This is a genomic window from Kitasatospora humi, from assembly GCF_020907985.1.
In the GTDB taxonomy this organism is placed as follows: Bacteria; Actinomycetota; Actinomycetes; order Streptomycetales; family Streptomycetaceae; genus Kitasatospora; species Kitasatospora humi.
Window position 1 is genome coordinate 41,424 of the sequence record NZ_JAJJPA010000019.1, and the last position, 22,927, is coordinate 64,350.

At 72.3% G+C, this 22,927-nt stretch carries 17 protein-coding genes; 14 read left to right on the plus strand and 3 right to left on the minus strand.

Annotated features, from left to right (window positions below; translation table 11 throughout):
* The first annotated feature begins 14 nt into the window (after positions 1-14).
* Positions 15-1,535 carry a GTPase HflX gene (gene hflX / locus LN042_RS19265; RefSeq protein WP_372495772.1) on the plus strand — a complete coding sequence of 507 codons (1,521 nt, stop codon included), beginning with the start codon at positions 15-17 and terminating at the stop codon, positions 1,533-1,535.
* Positions 1,536-1,600: 65 nt separating this feature from the next.
* Here hflX and LN042_RS19270 read toward each other — a convergent pair whose 3' ends face one another.
* Both LN042_RS19270 and LN042_RS19275 read right to left on the minus strand, forming a co-directional pair.
* Positions 1,601-2,758 (minus strand): trypsin-like serine peptidase, encoded by a 1,158-nt coding sequence (locus LN042_RS19270; protein ID WP_230052509.1) that lies wholly within the window; start codon positions 2,756-2,758, stop codon positions 1,601-1,603.
* 41 nt (positions 2,759-2,799) lie between these two features.
* Positions 2,800-3,942, minus strand: a complete 1,143-nt coding sequence (locus tag LN042_RS19275; RefSeq protein WP_230052510.1) for a trypsin-like serine peptidase — start codon at positions 3,940-3,942, stop codon at positions 2,800-2,802.
* Between the two features lie 140 nt (positions 3,943-4,082).
* Between LN042_RS19275 and LN042_RS19280 the strand changes: the two genes are divergently transcribed.
* From LN042_RS19280 to LN042_RS19300, 5 genes are read left to right on the plus strand one after another with little or no spacing between them, the layout of a single operon-like run.
* Positions 4,083-5,945 (plus strand): IucA/IucC family protein, encoded by a 1,863-nt coding sequence (locus LN042_RS19280; protein WP_230052511.1) that lies wholly within the window; start codon positions 4,083-4,085, stop codon positions 5,943-5,945.
* On the plus strand, positions 5,942-6,466 hold the full coding sequence (locus LN042_RS19285) for a GNAT family N-acetyltransferase (protein WP_308191829.1): 525 nt from the start codon (positions 5,942-5,944) through the stop codon (positions 6,464-6,466). The genes LN042_RS19280 and LN042_RS19285 overlap by 4 nt, the downstream gene beginning before the upstream one ends.
* Positions 6,463-7,824 (plus strand): lysine N(6)-hydroxylase/L-ornithine N(5)-oxygenase family protein, encoded by a 1,362-nt coding sequence (locus tag LN042_RS19290; protein ID WP_230052512.1) that lies wholly within the window; start codon positions 6,463-6,465, stop codon positions 7,822-7,824. The genes LN042_RS19285 and LN042_RS19290 overlap by 4 nt, the downstream gene beginning before the upstream one ends.
* Positions 7,802-9,622 (plus strand): IucA/IucC family protein, encoded by a 1,821-nt coding sequence (locus tag LN042_RS19295; protein ID WP_230052513.1) that lies wholly within the window; start codon positions 7,802-7,804, stop codon positions 9,620-9,622. Before LN042_RS19290 ends, LN042_RS19295 begins: the two co-directional genes overlap by 23 nt.
* A gap of 12 nt (positions 9,623-9,634) precedes the next feature.
* Positions 9,635-11,746: an ATP-dependent DNA helicase gene (locus LN042_RS19300; RefSeq protein WP_230052514.1), complete on the plus strand. Its 2,112-nt coding sequence runs from the start codon at positions 9,635-9,637 to the stop codon at positions 11,744-11,746.
* Between the two features lie 113 nt (positions 11,747-11,859).
* On the opposite strand, the gene lexA is transcribed toward LN042_RS19300, so the two are convergent.
* Positions 11,860-12,738 (minus strand): transcriptional repressor LexA, encoded by an 879-nt coding sequence (lexA, locus tag LN042_RS19305; protein WP_230052515.1) that lies wholly within the window; start codon positions 12,736-12,738, stop codon positions 11,860-11,862.
* 420 nt (positions 12,739-13,158) lie between these two features.
* Here lexA and nrdR point away from each other — a divergent pair, with 420 nt between their 5' ends.
* From nrdR to LN042_RS19345, 8 genes are all read left to right on the plus strand, one after another.
* Complete coding sequence (gene nrdR, locus LN042_RS19310; protein ID WP_230052516.1) at positions 13,159-13,665, plus strand: transcriptional regulator NrdR; 507 nt, start codon at positions 13,159-13,161, stop codon at positions 13,663-13,665.
* A gap of 178 nt (positions 13,666-13,843) precedes the next feature.
* Positions 13,844-16,726 carry a vitamin B12-dependent ribonucleotide reductase gene (locus LN042_RS19315; protein WP_230052517.1) on the plus strand — a complete coding sequence of 961 codons (2,883 nt, stop codon included), beginning with the start codon at positions 13,844-13,846 and terminating at the stop codon, positions 16,724-16,726.
* Positions 16,727-17,011: 285 nt separating this feature from the next.
* The gene (locus LN042_RS19320) at positions 17,012-18,736 is read left to right on the plus strand and encodes an ATP-binding protein (protein ID WP_230052518.1); all 1,725 of its coding nucleotides are present in this window, start codon (positions 17,012-17,014) and stop codon (positions 18,734-18,736) included.
* Positions 18,733-19,152, plus strand: a complete 420-nt coding sequence (locus LN042_RS19325; protein ID WP_230052519.1) for a roadblock/LC7 domain-containing protein — start codon at positions 18,733-18,735, stop codon at positions 19,150-19,152. The genes LN042_RS19320 and LN042_RS19325 overlap by 4 nt, the downstream gene beginning before the upstream one ends.
* Positions 19,149-19,514 carry a DUF742 domain-containing protein gene (locus tag LN042_RS19330; RefSeq protein WP_230052520.1) on the plus strand — a complete coding sequence of 122 codons (366 nt, stop codon included), beginning with the start codon at positions 19,149-19,151 and terminating at the stop codon, positions 19,512-19,514. Before LN042_RS19325 ends, LN042_RS19330 begins: the two co-directional genes overlap by 4 nt.
* Complete coding sequence (locus LN042_RS19335) at positions 19,495-20,202, plus strand: GTP-binding protein (RefSeq protein ID WP_230052521.1); 708 nt, start codon at positions 19,495-19,497, stop codon at positions 20,200-20,202. Before LN042_RS19330 ends, LN042_RS19335 begins: the two co-directional genes overlap by 20 nt.
* On the plus strand, positions 20,199-21,461 hold the full coding sequence (locus LN042_RS19340) for a cytochrome P450 (RefSeq protein ID WP_230052522.1): 1,263 nt from the start codon (positions 20,199-20,201) through the stop codon (positions 21,459-21,461). The genes LN042_RS19335 and LN042_RS19340 overlap by 4 nt, the downstream gene beginning before the upstream one ends.
* Complete coding sequence (locus LN042_RS19345) at positions 21,458-22,669, plus strand: cytochrome P450 family protein (protein WP_230052523.1); 1,212 nt, start codon at positions 21,458-21,460, stop codon at positions 22,667-22,669. The genes LN042_RS19340 and LN042_RS19345 overlap by 4 nt, the downstream gene beginning before the upstream one ends.
* Positions 22,670-22,927 lie beyond the last annotated feature (258 nt).

Consider the following 22,927-nt stretch of genomic DNA (forward strand, 5'->3'; position numbering starts at 1 on the left):
GCAGTAAGGACACGATGACCTCCACGTTCGAAGACCGCGAATTTTCCGGCACCACGGCGACGCACCGCACCACTCGCCGCCCCGCCGACCTCCGGGCCGAAGCCCTGATGGACGAGGACCTCGCGGCGATCGACGAGGACTTCGGCCCGAACTTCGACGGCGACCAGTACGACCGCAGCGAGCGCGCCGCGCTGCGCCGGGTCGCCGGCCTCTCCACCGAGCTCGAGGACATCACCGAGGTCGAGTACCGCCAGCTGCGCCTGGAGCGCGTGGTGCTGGTCGGCGTCTGGACCGACGGCACCGTCGAGGAGGCGGAGAACTCGCTCGCCGAGCTCGCCGCCCTCGCCGAGACGGCCGGTTCCGAGGTGCTCGACGGCGTGATCCAGCGCCGTGACAAGCCCGATGCGGCCACCTACATCGGCTCCGGCAAGGCCCAGGAGCTGCGCGACATCGTCGCCGCCACCGGCGCCGACACCGTGGTCTGCGACGGTGAGCTCACCCCGGGCCAGCTGATCCACCTGGAGGACGTGGTCAAGGTCAAGGTGGTCGACCGGACCGCCCTGATCCTGGACATCTTCGCCCAGCACGCCAAGTCGCGGGAGGGCAAGGCGCAGGTCTCGCTGGCCCAGATGCAGTACATGCTGCCGCGGCTGCGCGGCTGGGGTCAGTCGCTGTCCCGGCAGATGGGTGGCGGTGGCTCCGGCTCGGCGGGCGGCGGCATGGCCACCCGTGGTCCCGGTGAGACCAAGATCGAGACCGACCGGCGTCGGATCCGCGAGAAGATGGCGAAGCTCCGCAAGGAGATCGCCGAGATGAAGAAGGGGCGGGACACCAAGCGCCAGGAGCGCAAGCGCCACCAGGTGCCCTCGGTCGCCATCGCGGGATACACCAACGCGGGCAAGTCCTCACTGCTCAACCGGCTCACCGGCGCCGGCGTGCTGGTGGAGAACGCGCTGTTCGCCACCCTGGACCCGACGGTCCGCCGGGCCGTGACCCCGGGCGGCCGGGTCTACACCCTGGCCGACACCGTCGGTTTTGTCCGGCACCTGCCGCACCACCTGGTCGAGGCGTTCCGCTCGACCATGGAGGAGGTCGCCGACGCCGACCTGATCCTGCACGTGGTGGACGGCTCGCACCCGGAGCCGGAGACCCAGCTGGCCTCGGTCCGCGAGGTGATCACGTCGGTCGAGGCGCAGAACGTGCCGGAGATCGTGGTGATCAACAAGGCCGACGCGGCCGACCCGCTGGTGCTGCAGCGCCTGCTGCGCCGTGAGCCGCACGCCGTGGTGGTCTCGGCCCGCAGCGGCCAGGGCATCGACGAACTGCTCAAGCTGATCGACGATGAGCTGCCCCGCCCGGCCGTCGAGGTGCACGCGCTGGTGCCGTACACCCGCGGCGACCTGGTCTCCCGGGTGCACGCCGAGGGCGAGTTGATCGGCGCCGAGCACACCGCCGAGGGCACCGAGCTGCGGGCGCTGGTCGCCGCCGAGCTGGCGGCCGAGCTGGAGCGCTACGCGGTGGCCGTGCAGCGCTGATACCGGAACGCCATCGGGCCCGGCCCCCACTGCGGTGGGAGGCCGGGCCCGAGCGCGTCCTGCCGTTACTGCTTCTGCTGCGGCTGCGGCAGCTCGGTCATCTCCTGGAACATGCCCTGGGCCTGGTCGTCCAGCTCAGGGCCGGCCAGCCAGGCGGACGGGTCCGGACCGATCGAGGTGTTGGACACCAGCGCCACCTGGCCGTTCGGCTCCTTGGCCAGCCAACCGCCGCCGCTGGAACCGCCGGTCATGGTGCAGCCGATGGTCAGCATGGTCGGCCGGGTCGCGTCGAAGGAGAGCCGGGACGGCTTGCCGCCGTCGCAGTACTCCAACTCCTGCCCGGTGTACGGCGGGGCGGCCGGGAAGCCGTAGGCGCTCACCGCGGTGATCTCGTTGCGCGGGGCGTTGAACCAGATCGGCACCGAGCCGCCGACCTCCTCCTCCAGCGACTTGCCGGGCATGTCCGGGTTGGTCACCTGGATGATGCCGGAGTCGTACTGGCTGACCGGGCCGCCGGTCTCGCCGCCCTCCTCGACCCACTGCGGGGCGACCATCGCCTGGTCGGCCCACCACTCGCCGTAGGGGGCGACCTGGTTGAGCGTCACCTGCTTGCCACTGCTGGCCGCGCCGGAGCGGTTGTAGGACGGGATGAAGGCGATGTTCTTCAGCCAGTCGCCGTCCTTGCCGCCGTGCAGGCAGTGGCTGGCGGTCCACACCAGGTTGCTCTTGCCCGGGTGTGCCGGGTCGGAGACCACGGTGCCGGAACAGACGTAGGTGCCCTGGGGGCTCTTGGTGAAGATCTTGCCGAACACGGCCATGTTGTTGGGGTACGGGTGCTTCTCGCCGACCGCCTGCACCGGGCTGGGCAGCGGGTCGTTCTGCGAAGTGTCGTCACCCATCTTGGTGCCGGCCTTCATCGGCGGTGCCGGAGTGGCCTTGTTCATCGAGTCGACGTTCCAGAGGTCCTTGACGACCTGGTTGTTGAGCGCGTGCTTCTTGGCCCAGTCGGCCCAGTCGGAGCTCTTCCAGTTCTTCAGGTTCTGCAGCTCCGGCGGCAGCTTCAGGCCGGGCTTGCCGCTGCCGGCGGCGGCCGGGCTGGAGGCGGCGGCGGACGAGGCGTCGGTGGAGTTGGTCTCGTCAGGACCGCAGGCGGCGGTGCCGAGGGCGAGGGCGGTGACCAGGGCGGCGGCGAGGCCGGCCCGGCGCGTTATCCGGTGCGACATGTGCGAGGTCCCCCGTGGAGATGAGAAGAGTTGGCGTGGCGTCAGTCGTTCTTGGCGATGTAGTCGAGAGCGCCCTGGGCCACGTCGTCCAGGTACGGACCGGCCAGCCAGGCGGACGGGTCCGGGCCGATCGAGGTGTTGGAGACCAGCGCGGGCTTGCCGTCCTTCATCGAGAACCAGCCCCCGCCGCTGGAGCCGCCGGTCATGGTGCAGCCGATCACGTTCATCGGCGGGCGGCTCTTGTCGAAGGACAGCCGGGACGGCTTGCCGCCCGCGCACTGCTCCATCTCCATGCCGGTGAACGGCGGGGCGGCCGGGTAGCCGATGGCGGTGATCTTCAGCTGGTCGCGCGGGGCGTTGAACCAGACCGGGACGGAACCGCCGACTGTCTCCTCCAGCGACTTGCCGGTGGCGTTCTCCGGCTTGACCTGGATGATGGAGAAGTCGTACTGGCTGGCGGCGCTGCCGTACTCGTCACCCTCGGCCTCCCACTGCGGCGAGGTGATGCCCTGGACGGCGTCCCAGATGCCGAACGGTGCGACCTTGTCGACCGTGGACTTGCCGCCGTTGCTCACCGCACCCGAGCTGTTGAAGGCCGGGACGAAGGCCATGTTGCTGTAGAACTTGCCCCCGCTGGACTTGCCGGCGCTCAGGCAGTGGCCGGCGGTCCACACCAGGTTGCTCTTGCCCGGGTGCGCCGGGTCGGAGATCACGGTGCCGGAGCAGACCGCGTGCTCGGTCGGGGAGATGTCGAAGAAGATCTTCCCGTCGACCGGGTACTGGGTGTACGGGTGGCTGATCGGCTGGGCCTGGACCGGCGCCGGCAGCGGGTCGTTGCCGTCGCCGCCGGGCTGCTGCGGCGGCGCGGCGGGGTCCTTGGGCTTGGCGGCGAGCAGCTTCTGCAGGTCCCAGAAGCCCTTCGCGGCCTGCGGCAGCACGTGCTGCTTGGCCCACTTGTCCCAGTCCGCGAACTTCCACTTCTTCAACACGTCCAGCGAGGGGAGACCGCCGGGCAGGCCGGCGTCGCTCGCGCCGGCGGCGGGAGAGGGCGCGGCCGAGGTGGTCGGGGCCGCCTGCGGCGGGTTGTCGGTCTCATCGGGACCGCAGGCGGCGGCCGCCAGGACGATCGCGGCGGTGGCACCCGCGGCGGTCAGTGCCCGTCGGGTACGTGCAATTCGTGACATGTGTTCAGTTCCCCCGTGAGGATAAGGACCAAGGGAGTCTCCCATGCGCCAAGGACGGTCGGTGACACCCCCCAGTTGCGCCGGTGCTGAACGGTCACCGATCTGTGACCACCGGCAGCTGCGCTCGTTGGACCAACCGGATGCGTCCGGTTCGGCACGCCGCGGCCGAACCGCCGTTCGCCGCATCCCCCGCGCACCGAGGAGCAGCCTTGAGCACCGCCCTGACCGGAGCCCCGGCCACCGTCCCGCCCCAGCCGACCCAGTTCGCCGACACCGACCCGCTGTTGCACCAGGATCCCGTGGTCGCGGCCGAACAGGCGGCCCTGGAGGCCCTGTTGCGCTGCTGGTGCCGCGAGCGCGGCGCCGCACCCGACGCGGACGGGGTGCTGCGGATCGAACTGCTCGGCGGTGCGGCCCGCCTCGTCGCCCCGGTGCGGCACTGGTCGCGGTGCGGCTGGCACCGGTTCGAGCGGGCCGAGTTGGCGACCGGCCCCGAGCAGCGCGGCGCGGCGGTGGACGCCGTCACCGCGGCCGCGCTGCTGGCCCGTTCGGCGGCCGCCCGGCCGGAGCAGATCGCCGACCTGGCCGGCCGGGTCGCCGATTCGGTGCAGCGCACCGGTGAACTGCTGCGCCGGCGCCGGAGCCGGCCGCACGCCGAGGTCCACAGCGAGTTCCTGCGTGCCGAACAGGCCCTGCTGCTCGGCCACCCGCTGCACCCCACCCCGAAGAGTCGCGACGGTCTGGGCCCGGCCCAGAGCGCGGCCTACTCGCCCGAGCTGCGCGGCAGTTTCGCGCTGCACTGGTTCGCCGTCGAGCGCGAGCTGCTGGCGGCCGACTCCGCGCTGCCCGTCGACGCCGCCCGGCTGACCGCTGAACTGCTCGCCGCCCCCGGGCTGTTGCCGGCGAACACCGCCGCGTTGCCCCTGCACCCCTGGCAGGCGCAGGAGTTGGCGAGCCGACCGGAGATCGCCGCGCTGCTCGACCGGGGCCTGCTGCACGACCTAGGCCGGCACGGCGCACCCTGGCACCCGACCAGCTCGGTGCGGACCGTGTTCCGCCCCGGCACGCCGTGGATGCTCAAGCTCTCGCTGGGTCTGCGGATCACCAACTCCCGCCGGGAGAACCTGCGCAAGGAACTGCACCGGGGCGTGGAGGTGCACCGGCTGCTGGAGGCCGGTCTCGGCGCCGAGTGGCGGGCGGCGCACCCGGGCTTCGACATCGTGCGTGACCCCGCCTGGATCGGCGTCGACCTGCCCGGTCAGGACGAGGAGCGGGCCACCGGACTGGACACCGTGCTGCGGATGCAGCCGTTCGCTCCCGGCGACCGGGCGCTCTGCGTGGCCGGCCTGGTCGCCGAGCGGCCGCTGGGTGAGCCCGGCCCCGAGGTGTCGTCCGAGCTCGGTGACGTGCTGCGGGCGCTGGCCCGGCGCTGCGGTCGGCCGGTGGCGACGGTGGCGGCCGAATGGTTCCTGCGCTACCTGGACACCGTGGTGCTGCCGGTGCTCTGGCTCGACGGGCAGGCCGGGATCGCGCTGGAGGCGCACCACCAGAACAGCCTGGTGCTGCTGGACGCGGACGGCTGGCCGTGCGGCGGCCGGTACCGCGACAACCAGGGCTACTACTTCCGGGCCTCGCACGCCGACCGGTTGGAGCAGCGGCTGCCCGGCCTCGGCAAGGCCAGCGACACCTTCGTGGCGGACCGGGTGGCCGACGAGCGGTTCGCCTACTACCTGGGGATCAACCACGTCTTCGGCCTGATCGGCGCGTTCGGCTCACAGCGGCTGGCCGACGAGGCGGTGCTGCTGGCGGCCCTGCGCCGCTTCCTGTCCTCTCCGGCGGCCACCGCCACCGGCTCCGGCCTGCCCGCCCTGCTGCTCTCGGCCCCGCGGCTGCGGGCCAAGGCCAATCTGCTGACCCGGCTGCACGGCCTGGACGAGCTGGTCGGGCCGGTGGACACCCAGTCGGTCTACGTCGACATGGCCAACCCGCTGGCCGCCGGATGACGGCCGTGGGGGAGTTCCGGTTACGCCCGGTCGAGGAGGACGACCTGCCGCTGATCACTGCCTGGATGAACGATCCGGCGGTGGCGGCCTTCTGGCAGCTGGCCGGCCCGCCGGAGGTGACCGAGCAGCACGTGCGCCCGCAGTTGAGCCCGGGCGGACCGAGCCGCCCGTACCTGGGCCTGCTCGACGGCGAGCCGATCAGCTACTGGGAGGTCTACCGGACGGCCCGCGACCGGCTCGCCGACCACTACCCGGCCGGCCCCGACGACCTGGGCGTGCACCTGCTGCTCGGCCCGCCCTCGGCGCGCGGCCGGGGGCTGGGCGCGGTGCTGATCGACGCGGTGGCGGGCGAGTTGCTGCGGAACTGCCCGCGGGTGGTGGCCGAGCCGGACGTGCGCAACACCGCCAGTGTGCGGTCCTTCGAACGCGCCGGGTTCCACCGCGCCGGAGAGCTCCGACTGGCCGAGAAGCGGGCCGTGTTGATGATACGCGAGCGAACGAGGACGGAGCCGGACCGATGAGCCGTCAGCAGGACCAGACCCATGACCTGCTCGGGGTCGGGATCGGCCCGTTCAACCTGTCGCTGGCCGCGCTGGCCGACCAGGTGCCCGGGCTGACCGCGCTCTTCTGCGAGGCCAAGCCGGAATTCCGCTGGCACCCGGGGATGCTGGTGGACGGGGCCAGGATGCAGGTGCCGTTCCTGGCCGACCTGGTCTCGCTGGTGGACCCGACCAACCCGTGGTCCTTCCTCAACTACCTGCGCGCGCACGAGCGGCTCTTCCCCTTCTACTTCGCCGAGCGCTTCCACTTGGCCCGGCGCGAGTACGACCACTACTGCCGGTGGGTGGCCGAGCGGCTGCCCAGCTGCCGGTTCGGCGCCGAGGTCGTCGCGGTCCGCTGGGTGGACGGCGCCTTCGAGGCGGAGCTCGGCGGGGGTGCACCGGTCCGGGCCCGCAACCTGGTGCTCGGCGTCGGCACCAGGCCGGTGTGGCCGGCCGCCTTCGCCGCCCTGGAGGGTCACCCGGCGGTCTGGCACTCCGGCGACTACCTGCAGCGGCGCGCCGCCCTGCGGTCGGCCCGGGACGTCACCGTGGTCGGCTCCGGGCAGTCCGGCGCCGAGGTCTTCCTCGACCTGCTGCGCTCCCGCGGCGAGGACGGCACCCGGCTGCGCTGGCTGACCCGGACCAGGGCACTGGCGCCGATGGAGTACTCCAAGCTCGGCCTGGAGCACTTCACCCCCGACTACACCCGGTACTTCCACGCGCTGCCCGAGGCGGTCCGCGACCGGCTGGTGGCCGAACAGTGGCAGCTGCACAAGGCGGCCAGCGCGGAGACCCTGGCCGACATCCACGACCTGCTCTACGAGCGCACCATCGGCCGCCCGATCGGCGCGGTGGACGCGGAGATCATCCCCGGCACCGAGGTGACCGCCGCACTGCCCGGCCCGTGCGGCGGCCTGGAACTGCGCTGCCTGCACCGCGACTCGGGCACCAACCGCACCCTGCGCACCGACGCCGTGGTGCTCGCCACCGGCTACCGGGCCGCGCACCCGGCCTTCCTCGATCCGCTGGCCGACCTGATCGACCGGGACGAGCAGGGCCGGTTCCGGGTCGACCTGGACCACCGGGTGGCCACCGCCCCCGCCCTGACCGGCGGTCTCTACGTGCAGAACGCCGAACTGCACACCCACGGCGTCGGTACCCCCGACCTGGGCCTGGGCGCCCACCGCGCGGCAGTGATCCTGAACGCGCTCACCGGCCGCGTGGTGCACCCGCTACCGGCCCGGACCGCCTGGACCAGCTTCGCCCCCGCCGCCCTGCCGACCCAGGGCGGCGCCGCCACCAAGGAGCCGCAGCATGCACCGTCCGCCGGTCGATGACGTCCTCACCGCCGAACGCTGGCAGCGCGCCTGCCGGGCGCTCCTGGCCAAAATGCTGGGCGAGTTCGCCTACGAGGAGCTGCTGGCCCCCGCGCCGGTCGACGACGGCCTTTACCGGATCGCGCTCCCCGGCGGGCCGGTCTACCGGTTCGCCGCCCGGCGCGGTGCCTACGGCAGCTGGCAGGTCGACCCCGGTTCGGTGCGCCGGGACGGCGAGCGGTCCGACGATCCGTTCGAGTTCCTGCTGGCGGCGCGTCGGCAGCTCGGCCTCACCGGGGACACGGTCGGCCACCTGGTCCGGGAGCTGACCGCCACCCTGCTCGCCGATGTCCGGCTGGCGGCCCAGCAGTTGACGGCCGCCGAACTGGCCGACCTGGACCACGCCACCCTGGAGGGGCACCAGACCGGGCACCCGTGGATCGTGCCGAACAAGGGCCGGCTGGGCTTCTCGGCCTCGGACGCCGCCGCCTGGGCCCCCGAGGCCCGTCAACTGCAGAGCCTGCGCTGGCTGGCCGTCCACCGCGACCTGGCCGCCTACCGGGGCCTCGGCGAGCTGGCCGAGCCGGAGGAGCTCTACCGCCAGGAGCTGGACCTGGCGGTGCTGGCCGGCTACCGGCTGCTGCTGGCCGACCGCGGGTTGGATCCGACCGGCTACCTGCTGCTGCCGGTGCACCCCTGGCAGTGGGACGAGACGGTGCTGCCGCTGTTCGCGCCCTGGGTGGCCGACGGCCGGATCGTGCTGCTGCCGGCCGACCGCGACCTGCGGCTGCCGCAGCAGTCGATCCGGACCTTCTTCAACGTCACCAGCCCGGACCGGCGCAGCGTCAAGCTGCCGCTGTCGGTGCTCAACACCCTGGTGTGGCGCGGGCTGCCGACCGAGCGGGCGCTGGCCGCGCCGGCCGTGACCGCGTGGATCCACCGGCTGCGCGACCAGGACCGGTTCCTGCGCGAGGAGTGCCGGGTGGTGCTGCTCGGCGAGGTCGCCTCGGTGGCGGTCCGGCATCCGTACTACGCGCGGCTGCCGGAGGCGCCGTACCAGTACAAGGAACTGCTCGGCGCGATCTGGCGGGAGCCGCTGGGCGGTTGTCTGGAGCCCGGTGAGCGCGGGCGCACCCTGGCCGCGCTGCTGCAGACCGGCAGCGACGGGCGCAGCCTGGTCGAGGAACTGGTCGCCCGCTCCGGGCTGGGCGCGCGGGACTGGACGGCGCGGCTGTTCGCGGTGATGCTGCCGCCGCTGCTGCACTTCCTCTACCGCTACGGCACGGTGTTCTCGCCGCACGGGGAGAACGCGATCGTGCTGTTCGACCGGCACGATGTGCCGGTGCGACTGGCGATCAAGGACTTCGTGGACGACGTCAACATCAGTGACCGGGACCTGCCGGAGCTGCGCGGGCTGGATCCGGCGGTCAGCGGGGTGCTGCTCCGGGAGGGCCCGGCGGGGCTGTGCCAGTTCCTCCACGCCGGACTGTTCATCGGCGTCTACCGGTTCCTGGCGCCGCTGCTGGAGCGCCGCTGCGGTCTGCCGGAGCCGGAGTTCTGGGAGTTGCTGCGCGCCGAGATCCTGGCCCACCAGCGGCGGTTCCCGGAGCTGGCCGACCGGTTCGAGCTGTTCGACCTGCTCACCCCGGAGATCGACCGGCTCTGCCTGAACCGCAACCGGCTGCTGCTGGACGGCTACCGGGACCGCTCGCAGCGTCCGCACGCCGCGGTGCACGGGCGGGTGGCCAATCCGCTGGCGAACCCGTCGGGCAGTGCGTTGCCCGGTCCGCGGGAGAGCGTTGTCAGTCCGGCGCCGTAGGGTGGTAGGGCCATGAGGAACGACTCCGCACCCCAGTTGCCGGCCGAGGATCTCCCCGCCGAGCCCGCCGTCGAGACCGCCGGCCGTCCTGGCCATCCTGAGCTGGCCGAACTTCTCCACGCCGCGGTCACCGCGGTCGGCGGTGTCGAGCGGCCCGGCCAGATCAGGATGGCCGAGGCGGTCGCCGAGGCCGTCGAGAGCGCCGAGCACCTGCTGGTGCAGGCCGGCACCGGTACCGGCAAGTCGCTGGCCTACCTGGTGCCGGCGCTGGCGCACGGTGACCGGGTGGTGGTGGCCACCGCCACCCTGGCACTGCAACGCCAGCTGGTGGAGCGGGACTTGCCGCGCACCGTGGAGGCGCTGCACCCGGTGCTGCGGCGCCGCCCGGAGTTCGCCATGCTCAAGGGCCGCTCCAACTACCTCTGCCTGCACCGGGCGCACGAGGGCACGCCCAGTGACGAGGGCGAGGGGCTGATCCCGCTGGAGGAGATCACCGGGCCGACCGGCAAGCTCGGCGAGGAGGTGCTCCGGCTGCGCGACTGGGCCGACGAGACCGAGACCGGCGACCGGGACGACCTGACCCCGGGCGTCTCCGACAAGGCCTGGGCCCAGCTGTCGGTCAGCTCCCGGGAGTGCCTGGGCGCCACCCGCTGCCCGTACGGGCCGGAGTGCTTCGCGGAGCGGGCCCGGGAGCGGGCCAAGCTGGCCGACGTGGTGGTCACCAACCACGCGCTACTGGCGATCGACGCGATCGAGGGCGCCCCGGTGCTGCCGGAGCACGAGCTGCTGATCATCGACGAGGCGCACGAGCTGGTGAACCGGGTGACCGGCGCGGCCACCGCCGAACTCACCGTCGGCGCGGTCAACCGCGCGGTCAAGCGGGCCGCCCGGCTGGCCAACGAGAAGGCGGTGGACGCGCTGCAGGCCGCCGCCGAGAGCTACCACGGCCTGATGGAGACCGCCCAGCCCGGCAAGGTCGACGAACTGCCCGAGTACCTCGGCTACGCGGTCGCCGCGATCCGGGACGCCAGCCGCCAGGTGATCACCTCGCTCGGTGAGATCCGGGACAAGGGCCTCACCGACGAGGACGCCGTCCGCAAGCAGGCGATGGCCGCCGTCGAGTCGCTGCACGACACCACCGAGCGGCTGCTGGAGGAGTCGCCGTACGACGTGGTCTGGATCGAGCGCAACGACCGCTACGGGCTGGTGCCGGCCTCGCTGCGGGTGGCGCCGATGAGCGTCTCCGGGCTGCTGCGGGAGAACCTCTACCGGGAGCGCTCGGTGGTGCTGACCTCGGCCACCCTGAAGCTGGGCGGCGACTTCACCGGGGTGGCCGCCTCGGTCGGCCTGCCCGCCGAGGGGCGGCTGCCGGACCAGCGCGGCGGGGCGGAGCCGGAGCGCGACCTGAGCGAGGACGCGCCGCCGACCTGGCGGGCGCTGGACGTCGGCTCGCCGTTCAGCTACCCCAAGCAGGGCATCCTCTATGTCGCCAAGCACCTGCCGGCGCCCGGTCGGGAGCCGGAACGGCCGCAGATGCTGGACGAGTTGGCCGAGCTGATCGGTGCCGCCGGTGGGCGCACGCTCGGGCTGTTCTCCTCGATGCGGGCCGCCCAGACCGCTGCCGAGCAGCTGCGCGAACGGCTGGACTACCCGATCCTGCTGCAGGGTGAGGACACCCTGGGCGAGTTGATCCGGAACTTCGCCGGCGATGCCGAGACCTGCCTGTTCGGCACCCTGTCGCTCTGGCAGGGCGTGGACGTGCCGGGCTCCGCCTGCCAGTTGGTGGTGATGGACCGTATCCCGTTCCCGCGCCCCGACGATCCGCTGATGAGCGCCCGGCAGAAGTCGGTGGAGGAGGCTGGGGGGAACGGCTTCATGGCGGTGGCGGCCACCCACGCCGCGCTGCTGATGGCGCAGGGCGCGGGCCGGCTGGTCCGAGCGGCCGACGACCGGGGCGTGGTCGCGGTGCTCGATCCGCGGCTGGCCACCGCACGGTACGGCGGCTTCTTCCGGGCCTCGATGCCGGACTTCTGGTACACCACCGACCGCAACCAGGTGCGCCGCTCACTGGCGGCCATCGACCAGAGTGCGCCGCCGGTCCGGCCGGTGGTCAAGCGGGGCTGACCGGGCAGTCGGCGAGCCGAGCCGGATTCGAACGCCTCCGTCCGGACAGGACTGACGGGCCGTCGGATGACCGACGGCCCGTCAGGAGCAGGAGGGGCGGGGGCGTGCCCGGGTCAGAGGCGGCGCAGTACCGCGACGACCTTGCCCAGGATGGTCGCGTTGTCGCCCGGGATCGGCTCGTAGGCCGGGTTGTGCGGCAGCAGCCAGATCCGGCCGTCCTCGCGCTTGAGGCGCTTGACGGTGGCCTCGCCGTCGATCATGGCGGCCACGATGTCGCCGTTCTCGGCGACCGGCTGGCGGCGCACGGTGACCCAGTCCCCGTCGCAGATGGCCGCCTCGATCATCGAGTCACCGCGCACGGTGAGCGCGAACAGCTCGCCCTCGCCGACCAGCTGGCGGGGCAGCGGGAAGACGTCCTCGACGGTCTGCTCGGCGAGGATCGGCCCGCCGGCGGCGATCCGGCCGACCAGGGGCACGTAGGAGGTGGAGGGGCGGCCCGCGGCGTCGGCGGTGTTGGGGCGGGTGACCTCGACGCCGCGCACCTCGTAGGCGCGCGGGCGGTGGGGGTCGCGCCGCAGGAACCCCTTGCGCTCCAGGGCCATCAGCTGGTGCGCCACCGAGGAGGTGGAGGAGAGCCCGACCGCCTGGCCGATCTCCCGCATGCTCGGCGGATAGCCGCGGCGCTGCACCGAATCCCGGATCACGTCGATCACCCTGCGCTGCCGCTCGGTCAGCCCTGCCTCGTCGGTGCGGATGCCCGGCGGCCGGCCGGGCAGCGAGCGGACCTGGCTGCCGGGCAGGCCGAGCGGCACGTCCTGGACGGAGGCGTGCTCGACCGGCTGGTCCTGCAGGAAGCCCGGCGCGCCGCCGGGACGGGAGCTGTCGCTGCGGTCCATGCTGCTGCGGTCCTCCTGTACCGGGATGCCGCGGCCGTCGGCAATGGTGTTCTGGAGAGCGGTGTTGCTGGAGCTACTGGTCTGTACGGTGTTCATGGCGGCCCCTCTCGACGGGCGGTCTTCCCTGCTTGCCCAGCCCAACGGCAGCACCTATCGAAAGGTTGCGCCAAACACACGTTCGAGTGAATTATTTCGGGTCCGCATGACTCGATCAAGGCATTGGGTGTATGTGCTGTCGATTAAATGTTCGATCAGTGATTCTAGCCTGCTCCTCCCCAGCCGTTCGGGCGAGTGGTCGAAATCGTCGCCACGACTGACCAGCGGCGATCGCGCCGGGTGATTCCGGGGCCACTGCGCGTCCGGCGTGTTGAAGGGTGCGTCACGCTAGATCTAGTGGTTGGATAGCTGCTCGCAGCCCACAGGTTGTGGTCCCCATGTCATTGGATCTTGAACGGGTGGCCTAGACTATGGGTCTGCCCAGCCCGCTCAGCCGGTTCGCCCAGGAAGGGAGTCCCCGTGCACTGCCCCTTCTGCCGGCACTCCGACAGCCGTGTGGTCGACAGTCGTACCACTGACGACGGCAGTGCGATCCGCCGCCGCCGGCAGTGCCCCGACTGCAGTCGGCGGTTCACCACGGTGGAGACGGCCGCGCTCATGGTGATCAAGCGCAGCGGGGTGACCGAGCCGTTCAGCCGCGAGAAGGTGATCTCCGGGGTCCGCAAGGCCTGCCAGGGCCGACCGGTCACCGAGGACGCCCTGGCGCTGCTCGGCCAACGGGTGGAGGAGTGCGTGCGGGCCAGTGGCAGCGCCGAACTCTCCACGCATGACGTGGGCCTGGCCATACTCGGCCCGCTGAAGGAGCTGGACGTCGTCGCCTACCTGCGGTTCGCCTCGGTGTACCAGGCGTACGACGGGCTCTCGGACTTCGAGGCCGCCATCGCGGAGTTGCGAGGCGCGGAGCAGTCCACCACCGCGCAGGACGAGGACGGCTCCGCCGTGCCCGTCCCGGCCGCGGCGCCCTAGGAGGCGGTTACCCACGCCCCCTGGGGCTCAGGCGTGCCCGAAAACGGCGCGCAAACCCTTACAGACGGTGCGAACCGGTCGGCGTCCCCGGCCTGCCCGCCCACCAGGAGAAGCGAAGCAGCACACCCCGAGAAGCGACAATTGGGGTATGCCGGGCGTTTGCCCAGGAGGAGGAGAAGTGACAGACACCACGAGCGGCAGCGCGCGCGGGTCGAAGTCCGAGAAGGCCGGCAAGGGCGGTAAGGCCCCCAAGGGCGGTCTGCGGATCGAGCGCATCTACACCACCCCCGGGGTCCACCCCTATGACGAGGTCACCTGGGAGCGGCGCGACGTCGTCATGACCAACTGGCGCGACGGCTCGATCAACTTCGAGCAGCGCGGCGTCGAGTTCCCCGACTTCTGGTCGGTGAACGCGGTCAACATCGTCACCAGCAAGTACTTCCGCGGCGCCGTGGGCACCCCGCAGCGCGAGTGGAGCCTGAAGCAGATCATCGACCGGGTGGTGCTGACCTACCGCGCCGCCGGTGAGAAGAACGGCTACTTCGCCTCCGCCGTCGACGCCGAGATCTTCGAGCACGAGCTGACCCACGCCCTCCTCCACCAGGTGTTCAGCTTCAACTCCCCGGTCTGGTTCAACGTCGGCACCAAGCAGCCGCAGCAGGTCAGCGCCTGCTTCATCCTGGCCGTGGACGACTCCATGGACTCGATCCTGGACTGGTACAAGGAAGAGGGGATGATCTTCAAGGGCGGCTCCGGCGCCGGCCTGAACCTCTCCCGGATCCGCTCCTCCAAGGAGCTGCTCACCTCCGGCGGCAACGCCTCCGGCCCGGTCTCCTTCATGCGCGGCGCGGACGCCTCCGCCGGCACCATCAAGTCCGGCGGCGCCACCCGGCGGGCCGCCAAGATGGTGGTGCTCGACGTGGACCACCCGGACGTCGAGGCCTTCATCGACACCAAGGTGAAGGAGGAGGAGAAGATCCGCGCGCTGCGGGACGCGGGCTTCGACATGGACCTGGGCGGCGACGACATCACCTCCGTCCAGTACCAGAACGCCAACAACTCGGTCCGGGTCTCGGACGAGTTCATGACGGCGGTGGAGAACGGCACCGAGTTCGGCCTGCGGGCCCGGCTGACCGGCGAGGTCATCGAGACCGTCGACGCCAAGAAGCTGTTCCGCAAGATGGCCGAGGCGGCCTGGGCCTGCGCCGATCCGGGCATCCAGTACGACTCCACCATCAACCACTGGCACACCTGCCCGGAGTCCGGCCGGATCAACGCGTCCAACCCCTGCTCCGAGTACATGCACCTGGACAACTCCAGCTGCAACCTGGCCTCGCTGAACCTGATGAAGTTCCTGCGCGAGGACGACAGCTTCGACGCGGTGACCTTCGCCAAGGTGGTCGAGCTGGTCATCACCGCGATGGACATCTCGATCTGCTTCGCCGACTTCCCGACCGAGAAGATCGGCGAGACCACCCGGGCCTACCGCCAGCTGGGCATCGGCTACGCCAACCTGGGCGCGCTGCTGATGGCCACCGGCCACGCCTACGACTCGGACGGCGGCCGCGCGCTGGCCGGTGCGATCACCTCGCTGATGACCGGCACCGCCTACCGCCGCGGTGCCGAACTGGCCGGCGTGGTCGGCCCGTACGACGGCTACGCCCGCAACGCCGCCCCGCACCAGCGGGTCATGAAGCAGCACGCGGACGCCAGCCTGGCCGCCGTCGCGCTGGACGACCTGGACGCCCCGGTGTGGGCCGCCGCCAACGAGACCTGGCAGGACGTGCTGCGGATCGGCGCGCAGAACGGTTTCCGCAACGCCCAGGCCTCGGTGCTGGCCCCGACCGGCACCATCGGTCTGATGATGGACTGCGACACCACCGGCGTCGAGCCCGACCTCGCCCTGGTCAAGTTCAAGAAGCTGGTCGGCGGCGGCTCGATGCAGATCGTCAACAACACCGTGCCGCGCGCCCTCCAGCGCCTGGGTTACCACGGTGAGGCGGTCGAGGCGATCGTGGCGCACATTGCCGAGCACGGCAACGTGCTCGGTGCCCCGAGCCTGAAGACCGAGCACTACGAGGTCTTCGACTGCGCCATGGGCGAGCGCTCCATCTCCCCGATGGGCCACGTCCGGATGATGTCGGCGATCCAGCCGTGGATCTCCGGCGCGATCTCCAAGACGGTCAACATGCCGGAGAACGCCACCGTCGAGGAGGTCGAGGAGATCTACTTCGAGGCGTGGAAGCTGGGCGTCAAGGCGCTGGCGATCTACCGCGACAACTGCAAGGTGGGCCAGCCGCTGTCGGCCAAGAAGAAGGGCGACGACGCGAAGGAGGCGCCGGCCGCGGCCGCCGCGCCGGCCGCCGTGGAGAAGGTGGTCGAGTACCGCCCGGTCCGCAAGCGCTTGCCCAAGGGCCGTCCCGGCATCACCACCTCCTTCACGGTGGGCGGCGCCGAGGGCTACATGACCGCCAACTCCTACCCGGACGACGGTCTCGGCGAGGTCTTCCTCAAGATGTCCAAGCAGGGCTCCACCCTGGCGGGCATGATGGACGCCTTCTCCATCGCCGTGTCGGTCGGCCTGCAGTACGGCGTCCCGCTGGAGACCTACGTCTCGAAGTTCACCAACATGCGCTTCGAGCCGGCCGGTCTGACGGACGACCCGGACGTGCGGATGGCCCAGTCGATCGTCGACTACATCTTCCGCCGCCTGGCGCTGGACTTCCTGCCGTTCGAGACCCGTTCGGCGCTCGGCATCCACTCCGTCGAGGAGCGCCAGCGCCACCTGGAGACCGGCTCCTACGAGCCGCTCGAGGACGACGTGGACGTCGAGGGCCTGGCCCAGTCCGCGCCGCTGGCCAGCCAGCTCGGCAAGCCGGCCCCGGCGGTCGAGCCGGCGCCGACCGTCTCCAAGGCTCCGCACAACTCGACGGAGCTGCTGGAGATCCAGCTCGGCATGAACGCCGATGCGCCGCTCTGCTTCTCCTGCGGCACCAAGATGCGCCGCGCGGGCAGCTGCTACCTGTGCGAGGGGTGCGGCTCCACCAGCGGCTGCAGCTGATTCCGCGCGAGCGGGCACTGGCGTCCCGCTGACTCGGCGGTGAACGGGCGGGGCCACCGGACCATCCGGTGGCCCCGCCTTTCGCGTGCCCGGGGGACCATTCGGTGGCCCCGCCCTGCCACAGGTGCGGCGCATTTGACAGACGTCACGTCAACTGAACGTTTGAGCGGAATATCTAAGTCGATATCATCTGTTGACCGCGTGAACTGATCATGCTGCTCCCGGCCGCCGGGGGGCCGGTGCGCTGTCGCCTGCCCGATCCCGACCCCGCCGAGGAACCGACCGATGACCGCACGCTCACGCCTCACCGGCAGACCCGCCACACTGCTCGCGGCGCTGGCGGCCGTGCTGGTCGCCGCAGCCGCCGTGATCGCCGCCACGGCGGCGGCCCCCGAGCGGGACCGCACCGCGGTCGGCCTGTGGTCCGTGGTCGCCGCCGCGGCCTGGTGCGCCGCGGTCGCCGCCGCCCTCGTCCAGCGCCGCCGGGCCCGTCACCTGGCCGCCCAGCTGGCCACCGCCCGGACCAAGGGCGAAGCCGCGCTGGCCGCCGTGGTGCGGGCGGAGGCCGCCACCGCCGACGCGATGGCCGAGGCGCAGGCCGCCCGGGCCCGCGCCCAGGCGAGCCGGACCGACGCCGAGGCAGCCCGCGCCGAGACCCTGGCCGCCCGGGCGGAGGCCATGGAAGCCCGCAGCGAGGCGGCCGCCGCCCGGGCCGCGGCCGACGACGAGCGGGCCGAACTGGTCAAGCTGGCCGAGCACACCATTCCCGAGGTGGTCCGCAGGCTGCGGGCCGGCGCCTCGGTGGAGACCGTCCTGGTGGAGCACCGGCAGACCGCCCACGAGGACCTGCTGGCGTTGCTGGCCCGCGAGGTCGCGCACGGCGAGCGCCAGCGGGCCGCCGCCCTGGCGGTCTGCGCGACCGCCGCCGGCCGGGTGCAGGCCCTGGCCACCAGCATGCACGCCGAGCTGCGCGAGATGCAGCACCGGCACGACGAGGCGGTCCTCGGCGATCTGCTGAGCCTCGACCACAGCACCGCCCAGGTCGGACGGATGGCGGACAGCATCGCCGTGCTCACCGGCGCTCGCAGCGGCCGCCGGTGGACCAGGCCGATCCCGGTGGAGAGCGTGCTGCGCGGTGCGCTCGGCCGGATCGGCGCCTACCGGCGGGTGCGGCTGCACTCGGCCAGCACCGCGTCGGTGGCCGGCTTCGCCGCCGAGGGCGTGATGCACGTCCTGGCCGAACTGATGGACAACGGCGCCAACTTCTCCGCTCCGCCGGCCGAAGTGCACGTTTACGTCGAAGAGCTGCACACCGGCCTGGCGGTCACCGTGGAGGACGGCGGCCTCGGGCTCTCCGAGGTCTGGCTGCGCCGGGCCGAGCAGGCGGTCTCCGGTGAGCCGCTCGACCTGACCGCGCTCTCCGCCGGAACGAGGCTGGGCTTCGCGGTGGTCGGCGCGCTGGCCCGCAAGCACGGCCTGTCGATCTCCTTCCGGCCCTCGTCGCGCGGCGGCACGGGTGTGGTGGTGCTGGTGCCGGCGCAGCTGGTGAGCCACCCCGAGCCGGAGGACCGGCAGCCGGAGGTCCCGGCGGCGCTCCCGCCCGCGGCACCGGCTCCCGCGGCGCCGGTTCCCGCCGCCCCGGGCCGGCCCGCGCTGCCGGCTGCCCGGCCCACGGTTCCGGTTGTGCTGCCCGCGGCTGACGCCACCTCGGACGGAACCAGGGCTCCCGAGGCCGACGCCACCTCGGACGGAACCAGGGCTCCCGAGGCCGACGTCGTTGAGAGCGTGCCCGCGCCGCCGACCGGCGGCAGCGACCTGCCCAAGCGCCGCCGCGGTCAGACCCTGGCCGCATCGGCCGACCCGGCGCCCGCAGCCCCCGCGGTGCGGCGCCGACCGCCGAACGCCGCCCGGCTCGGTGCCTTCCGGCAGGCCGTGCAGGGCGCCCGAACCGTTGTGCCCGTGCCCGATCCCGCGCCACCCACCGACTTCCCGAAGGACGACCCCCGATGAGCAGCACCACCGATCGCGACCTCGACTGGCTGTTGGAGAACCTGCTGGCCAACACGCCCGACTCCCGGCACGCCCTGGTGCTCTCCGCCGACGGCCTGAAGCTCTGCCACAGCACCGGCCTGACCGAGGACCAGGCCGACCAGCTGGCCGCCATCGCCTCCGGGATCCAGAGCCTCGCGCACGGCGCCTCGATCGAGTTCGGCGACGGCACCGGCGGGGTGCGCCAGTCGATGACCGAGTTCCACGGCGGCATCCTGTGCATCGTGGAGGCCGGCCAGGGCGCGCACCTGGCCGTGATCACCGAGGACAGCGCCGACGTCGGCCTGGTCGGCCACAACATGCACGCCCTGATCGAGCAGATCGGCGAGTTCCTGAGTGCGCCGCCGCGCGAGGACGCCACCGCCGGGGAGGCATGACCGGCCGTCGGCGGCTCGGGCCCGACGACGGCCCGGACCGCCTCTACACGGTGACCGGTGGCCGCAGCCGGCCCGCCACCGACGCCTTCGACGTGGTGACGCTGATCGTCGCGGAGAGCGCGCCGGTGCCCGGCATGCAGTCCGAGCACGCGCGGATCCTGCGGCTGGCCGAGCACCCGATCGCCGTGGTGGAGCTCTCCGCCGAGCTGGAGCTGCCGGTCAGCGTGATCAAGATCCTGCTCGGCGACCTGTTGGAGGCCGGCCGGATCACCGCCCGTCACCCCCGGTTCGCCCCGCGGACCAACCGGTTGCCCGACGTCGACACGCTGAAGCAGGTGCTGCATGGACTCCAACGGCTCTGACGCCCCGGGTGCCTTCGGCACCGCCGGTGCCCCGGGTGCTGCCGGCGTCCCCGGCACCGCCGTCCTCGAAGCCGCCCGTCCCGCCCGGACGCCGCTGCGCAGCACCACCGACAATGCCTGGAAGATCGTCGTGGTCGGCGGGTTCGGCGTCGGCAAGACCACCCTGGTCGGTGCGGTCAGCGAGATCCGTCCGCTGACCACCGAAGAGGTGATGACCAAGGCGGGCGTCGGAGTCGACGATCCGTCGGCGGTGGCGGACAAGCGGTCCACCACGGTCGCCTTCGACTTCGGGCGGATCACCCTCTCCGCCGAGAGCGTGCTCTACCTGTTCGGCGCGCCCGGGCAGGAGCGCTTCTGGTTCCTCTGGGACCGGCTGTTCTCCGGTGCGCTCGGCGCGGTGGTGCTGGTCGACCCGCGACGGCTGGAGGACTCCTTCTACGCCATCGACCGGCTGGAGCACCATGGGATGCCGTTCGTGGTGGCGCGCAACAACTTCGAGCCGCCCCGGCACACCCTGGAGCAGGTCCGCGAGGCGCTCGACCTGTCGCCCGAGGTGCCGCTGCTGGACTGCGACGCCCGTGCGAAGGAGTCCGGCAAGCAGGTGCTGATCACTCTGGTCCGCCACCTGACCGAGCTGGCCGCGGCCCAGTACGGGTCGGCCGACGCTGATGGGGAGAACCTCTCGTGACCGAACCGGCGACCACCCCGCCCCCCGGCTGCCCGGCGCACCGCGGCGCCGCCGCGCTGTACGGGCCCCGGTTCCAGACCGACCCCGGTCAGGTGTACCGCGAACTGCGGGCCGCGCACGGGCCGGTGGCCCCCGTCGAGCTGCCCGGCGGGGTGTCGGCCTGGCTGGTGATCGGCTACCGCGAGCTGCAGCTGGTGACCAGCCAGCCCAAGGTCTTCGGCCGGGACTCCACCCGCTGGAACGCCTGGCCGTCGATCCCCGAGGACTGGCCGCTGCGGCCGATGATGGCCCCGGTGCCGTCGATCCTCTACGCCGAGGGGAGCGAGCACCAGCGGCGCTCGGCCGCGATCACCGACGCGCTGGCCGCGGTCGACCCGTACGAGCTGAAGACCTACAGCGAGCGCGTCGCCGACCGGCTGATCGACGATTTCGCCGGCCGCGGCGAGGCCGACCTGGTCACCGAGTACGCCCACCGGATGCCGCTGCTGGTGCTCTGCTGGATGCTCGGTCTGGACCCGTCCCAGGTGCCGGTGCTGATCCAGGGGCTGCTGGACATGCTGGACGGCGGCGCCAACGCCCAGCAGGGGGCGCAGCAGCTCATCGCCGTGATGACGGAGCTGGTGGAGGCCAAGCGGGCCCGGCCCGGCGCCGACGTCACCTCGCGGCTGCTGGTGCACCCGGCCGGGCTGACCGACGACGAAGTGATCCGCGACCTGCGCGTGCTGCTGATCGCCGGGCACCAGCCGAGCGCCTACTGGATCGCCAACGCGCTGCGGCTGATGCTGACCGACGAGCGGTTCGCGGCCTCGCTCTCGGGCGGGCGGCGCAGTGTCGGGCAGGCGCTCACCGAGGCGCTCTGGGAGGACACCCCGACGCAGAACTTCGCGGGCCGCTGGGCGATCCGCGACACCCAGCTGGGCGGGCAGAAGATCGCCGCGGGCGACATGCTGCTGCTCGGCTTCGCCGGGGCCAACGCGGACCCGGCGGTGCGGCTGCCGGACGGCTCGGCGCCGGAGGGCAACCACGCCCACATGAGCTTCTCGCACGGGGAGCACCGCTGCCCGTTCCCGGCGCAGGAGGCCGCCGAGGTGATCGCCGCCACCGCCGTCGAGGTGCTGCTCGACCGGCTGCCAGACCTGGGCCTGGCGGTGGCCGAGCACGCCCTGGTCTGGCGGCCCTCGCCCTGGGTGCGGGCACTGGTAGCGCTGCCGGTGAGCTTCACCCCGGCCGCCGACACGGGAGGAGGGGCTTTCCGGTGACGCAGACGGTCATAACGCTGGACCCGTTCGCGCGGGACAGCGCTGCTGAGGGCGCGTTGCTGCGGGCGGCCGGGCCGGTGGTGCGGGTGCTGCTGCCCGGCGGGGTGCCGGCTTGGGCGGTCACCCGGCACTCGGCGGCCCGGGCGCTGCTGACGGACCACCGGCTGGTCAAGGACGCCAAGCACTGGGCCGCCCTGCAGCGCGGTGAGGTGCCGCGCGACTGGCCGCTGATCGGGCTGGCGGTGCCCGGGCCGAGCATGGTCACCACCGACGGGGAGGAGCACCGGCGGCTGCGCGCGCTGGTGGCGCAGGCGTTCACGCCGCGTCGGGTGGAGCTGCTGCGCCCTCAGGTGGAACTGCTCACGGGACGGTTGCTGGACGAGCTGGCCGCCGGTGAGCCGGTGGTGGACCTGAAGAGCGCCTTCGCGTTCCCGCTGCCGATGTCGGTGATCGGCTCGCTGCTCGGTCTCGACCCGGCCGACCACGGATACCTGCGCGGCCTCTACGAGGTGTTCCTGAGCAGCGTGCCCGACCCGGCCGGCATCCAGGCCACCATCGCGGCGCTCAACGCCTTCGTCAACGATGTGGTGCGGCAGCGCCGTGCGGCGCCCCGCGACGACCTGGCGAGCGCGCTGCTCGCGGCCGACCTGGAGGGCAGTGCGCTCACCGACGAGGAGGCGGCGGCCACCATCCGGGTGATCATCGCGGCCGGGCACGAGACCACGGTGAACCTGATCACCAATGCGGTGCGGGCCCTGCTCACCCACCCCGACCAGTTGGCGCTGGTCCGCTCCGGGCAGGTGGGTTGGGACGCGGTCGTCGAGGAGTCGCTCCGCTGGACGCCGCCGACCAGCAACTTCCTGTTCCGTTTCGCTGCCGAGCCGATCGAGGTGGGGGACGGCGTGGTGGTGCCGGCCGGCGACCCGGTGCTGATCTCCTACAACGCGATCGGCCGGGACCCGCAGCAGCACGGGGTGACCGCCGAGCTGTTCGACATCACCCGCAGCCCCAACCGGCACCTGTCGTTCGGGCACGGCCCGCACGTCTGCCCGGGTTCGCCGCTGGCCCGGCTGGAGGCGCAGGTGGCGCTGCCCGCGCTCTTCGATCGGTTCCCCGGGTTGGCGCTGGCGGTGCCGGACGGCGAGCTGCGGCCGACCGCCTCGATGGTGGTGAACAGCCTGCAGGAGTTGCCGATCCGGTTGTTCTGACGGCCGTGGATTGCCGGCGTCGTCGCGGGCTCGATGTCGTGTCGGCCCGGCTGCGGCGACAGGACGCCCGGTGCGCGGAGTCGACCTTTCGTCGACTCCGCGCACCGGAGTCGTTTTCGGCTCCGGCCCGGGCGGGCAAGCAACCATGGTCCGGTCCCTTGGCGCCGGATGATCAATACGTTACCGTCGTCGGATCAGTTGCCGAGGATCAGCGCCAACTACACGTCATCGTCGACTCGTTCAGTGCCGCGCCCGCAC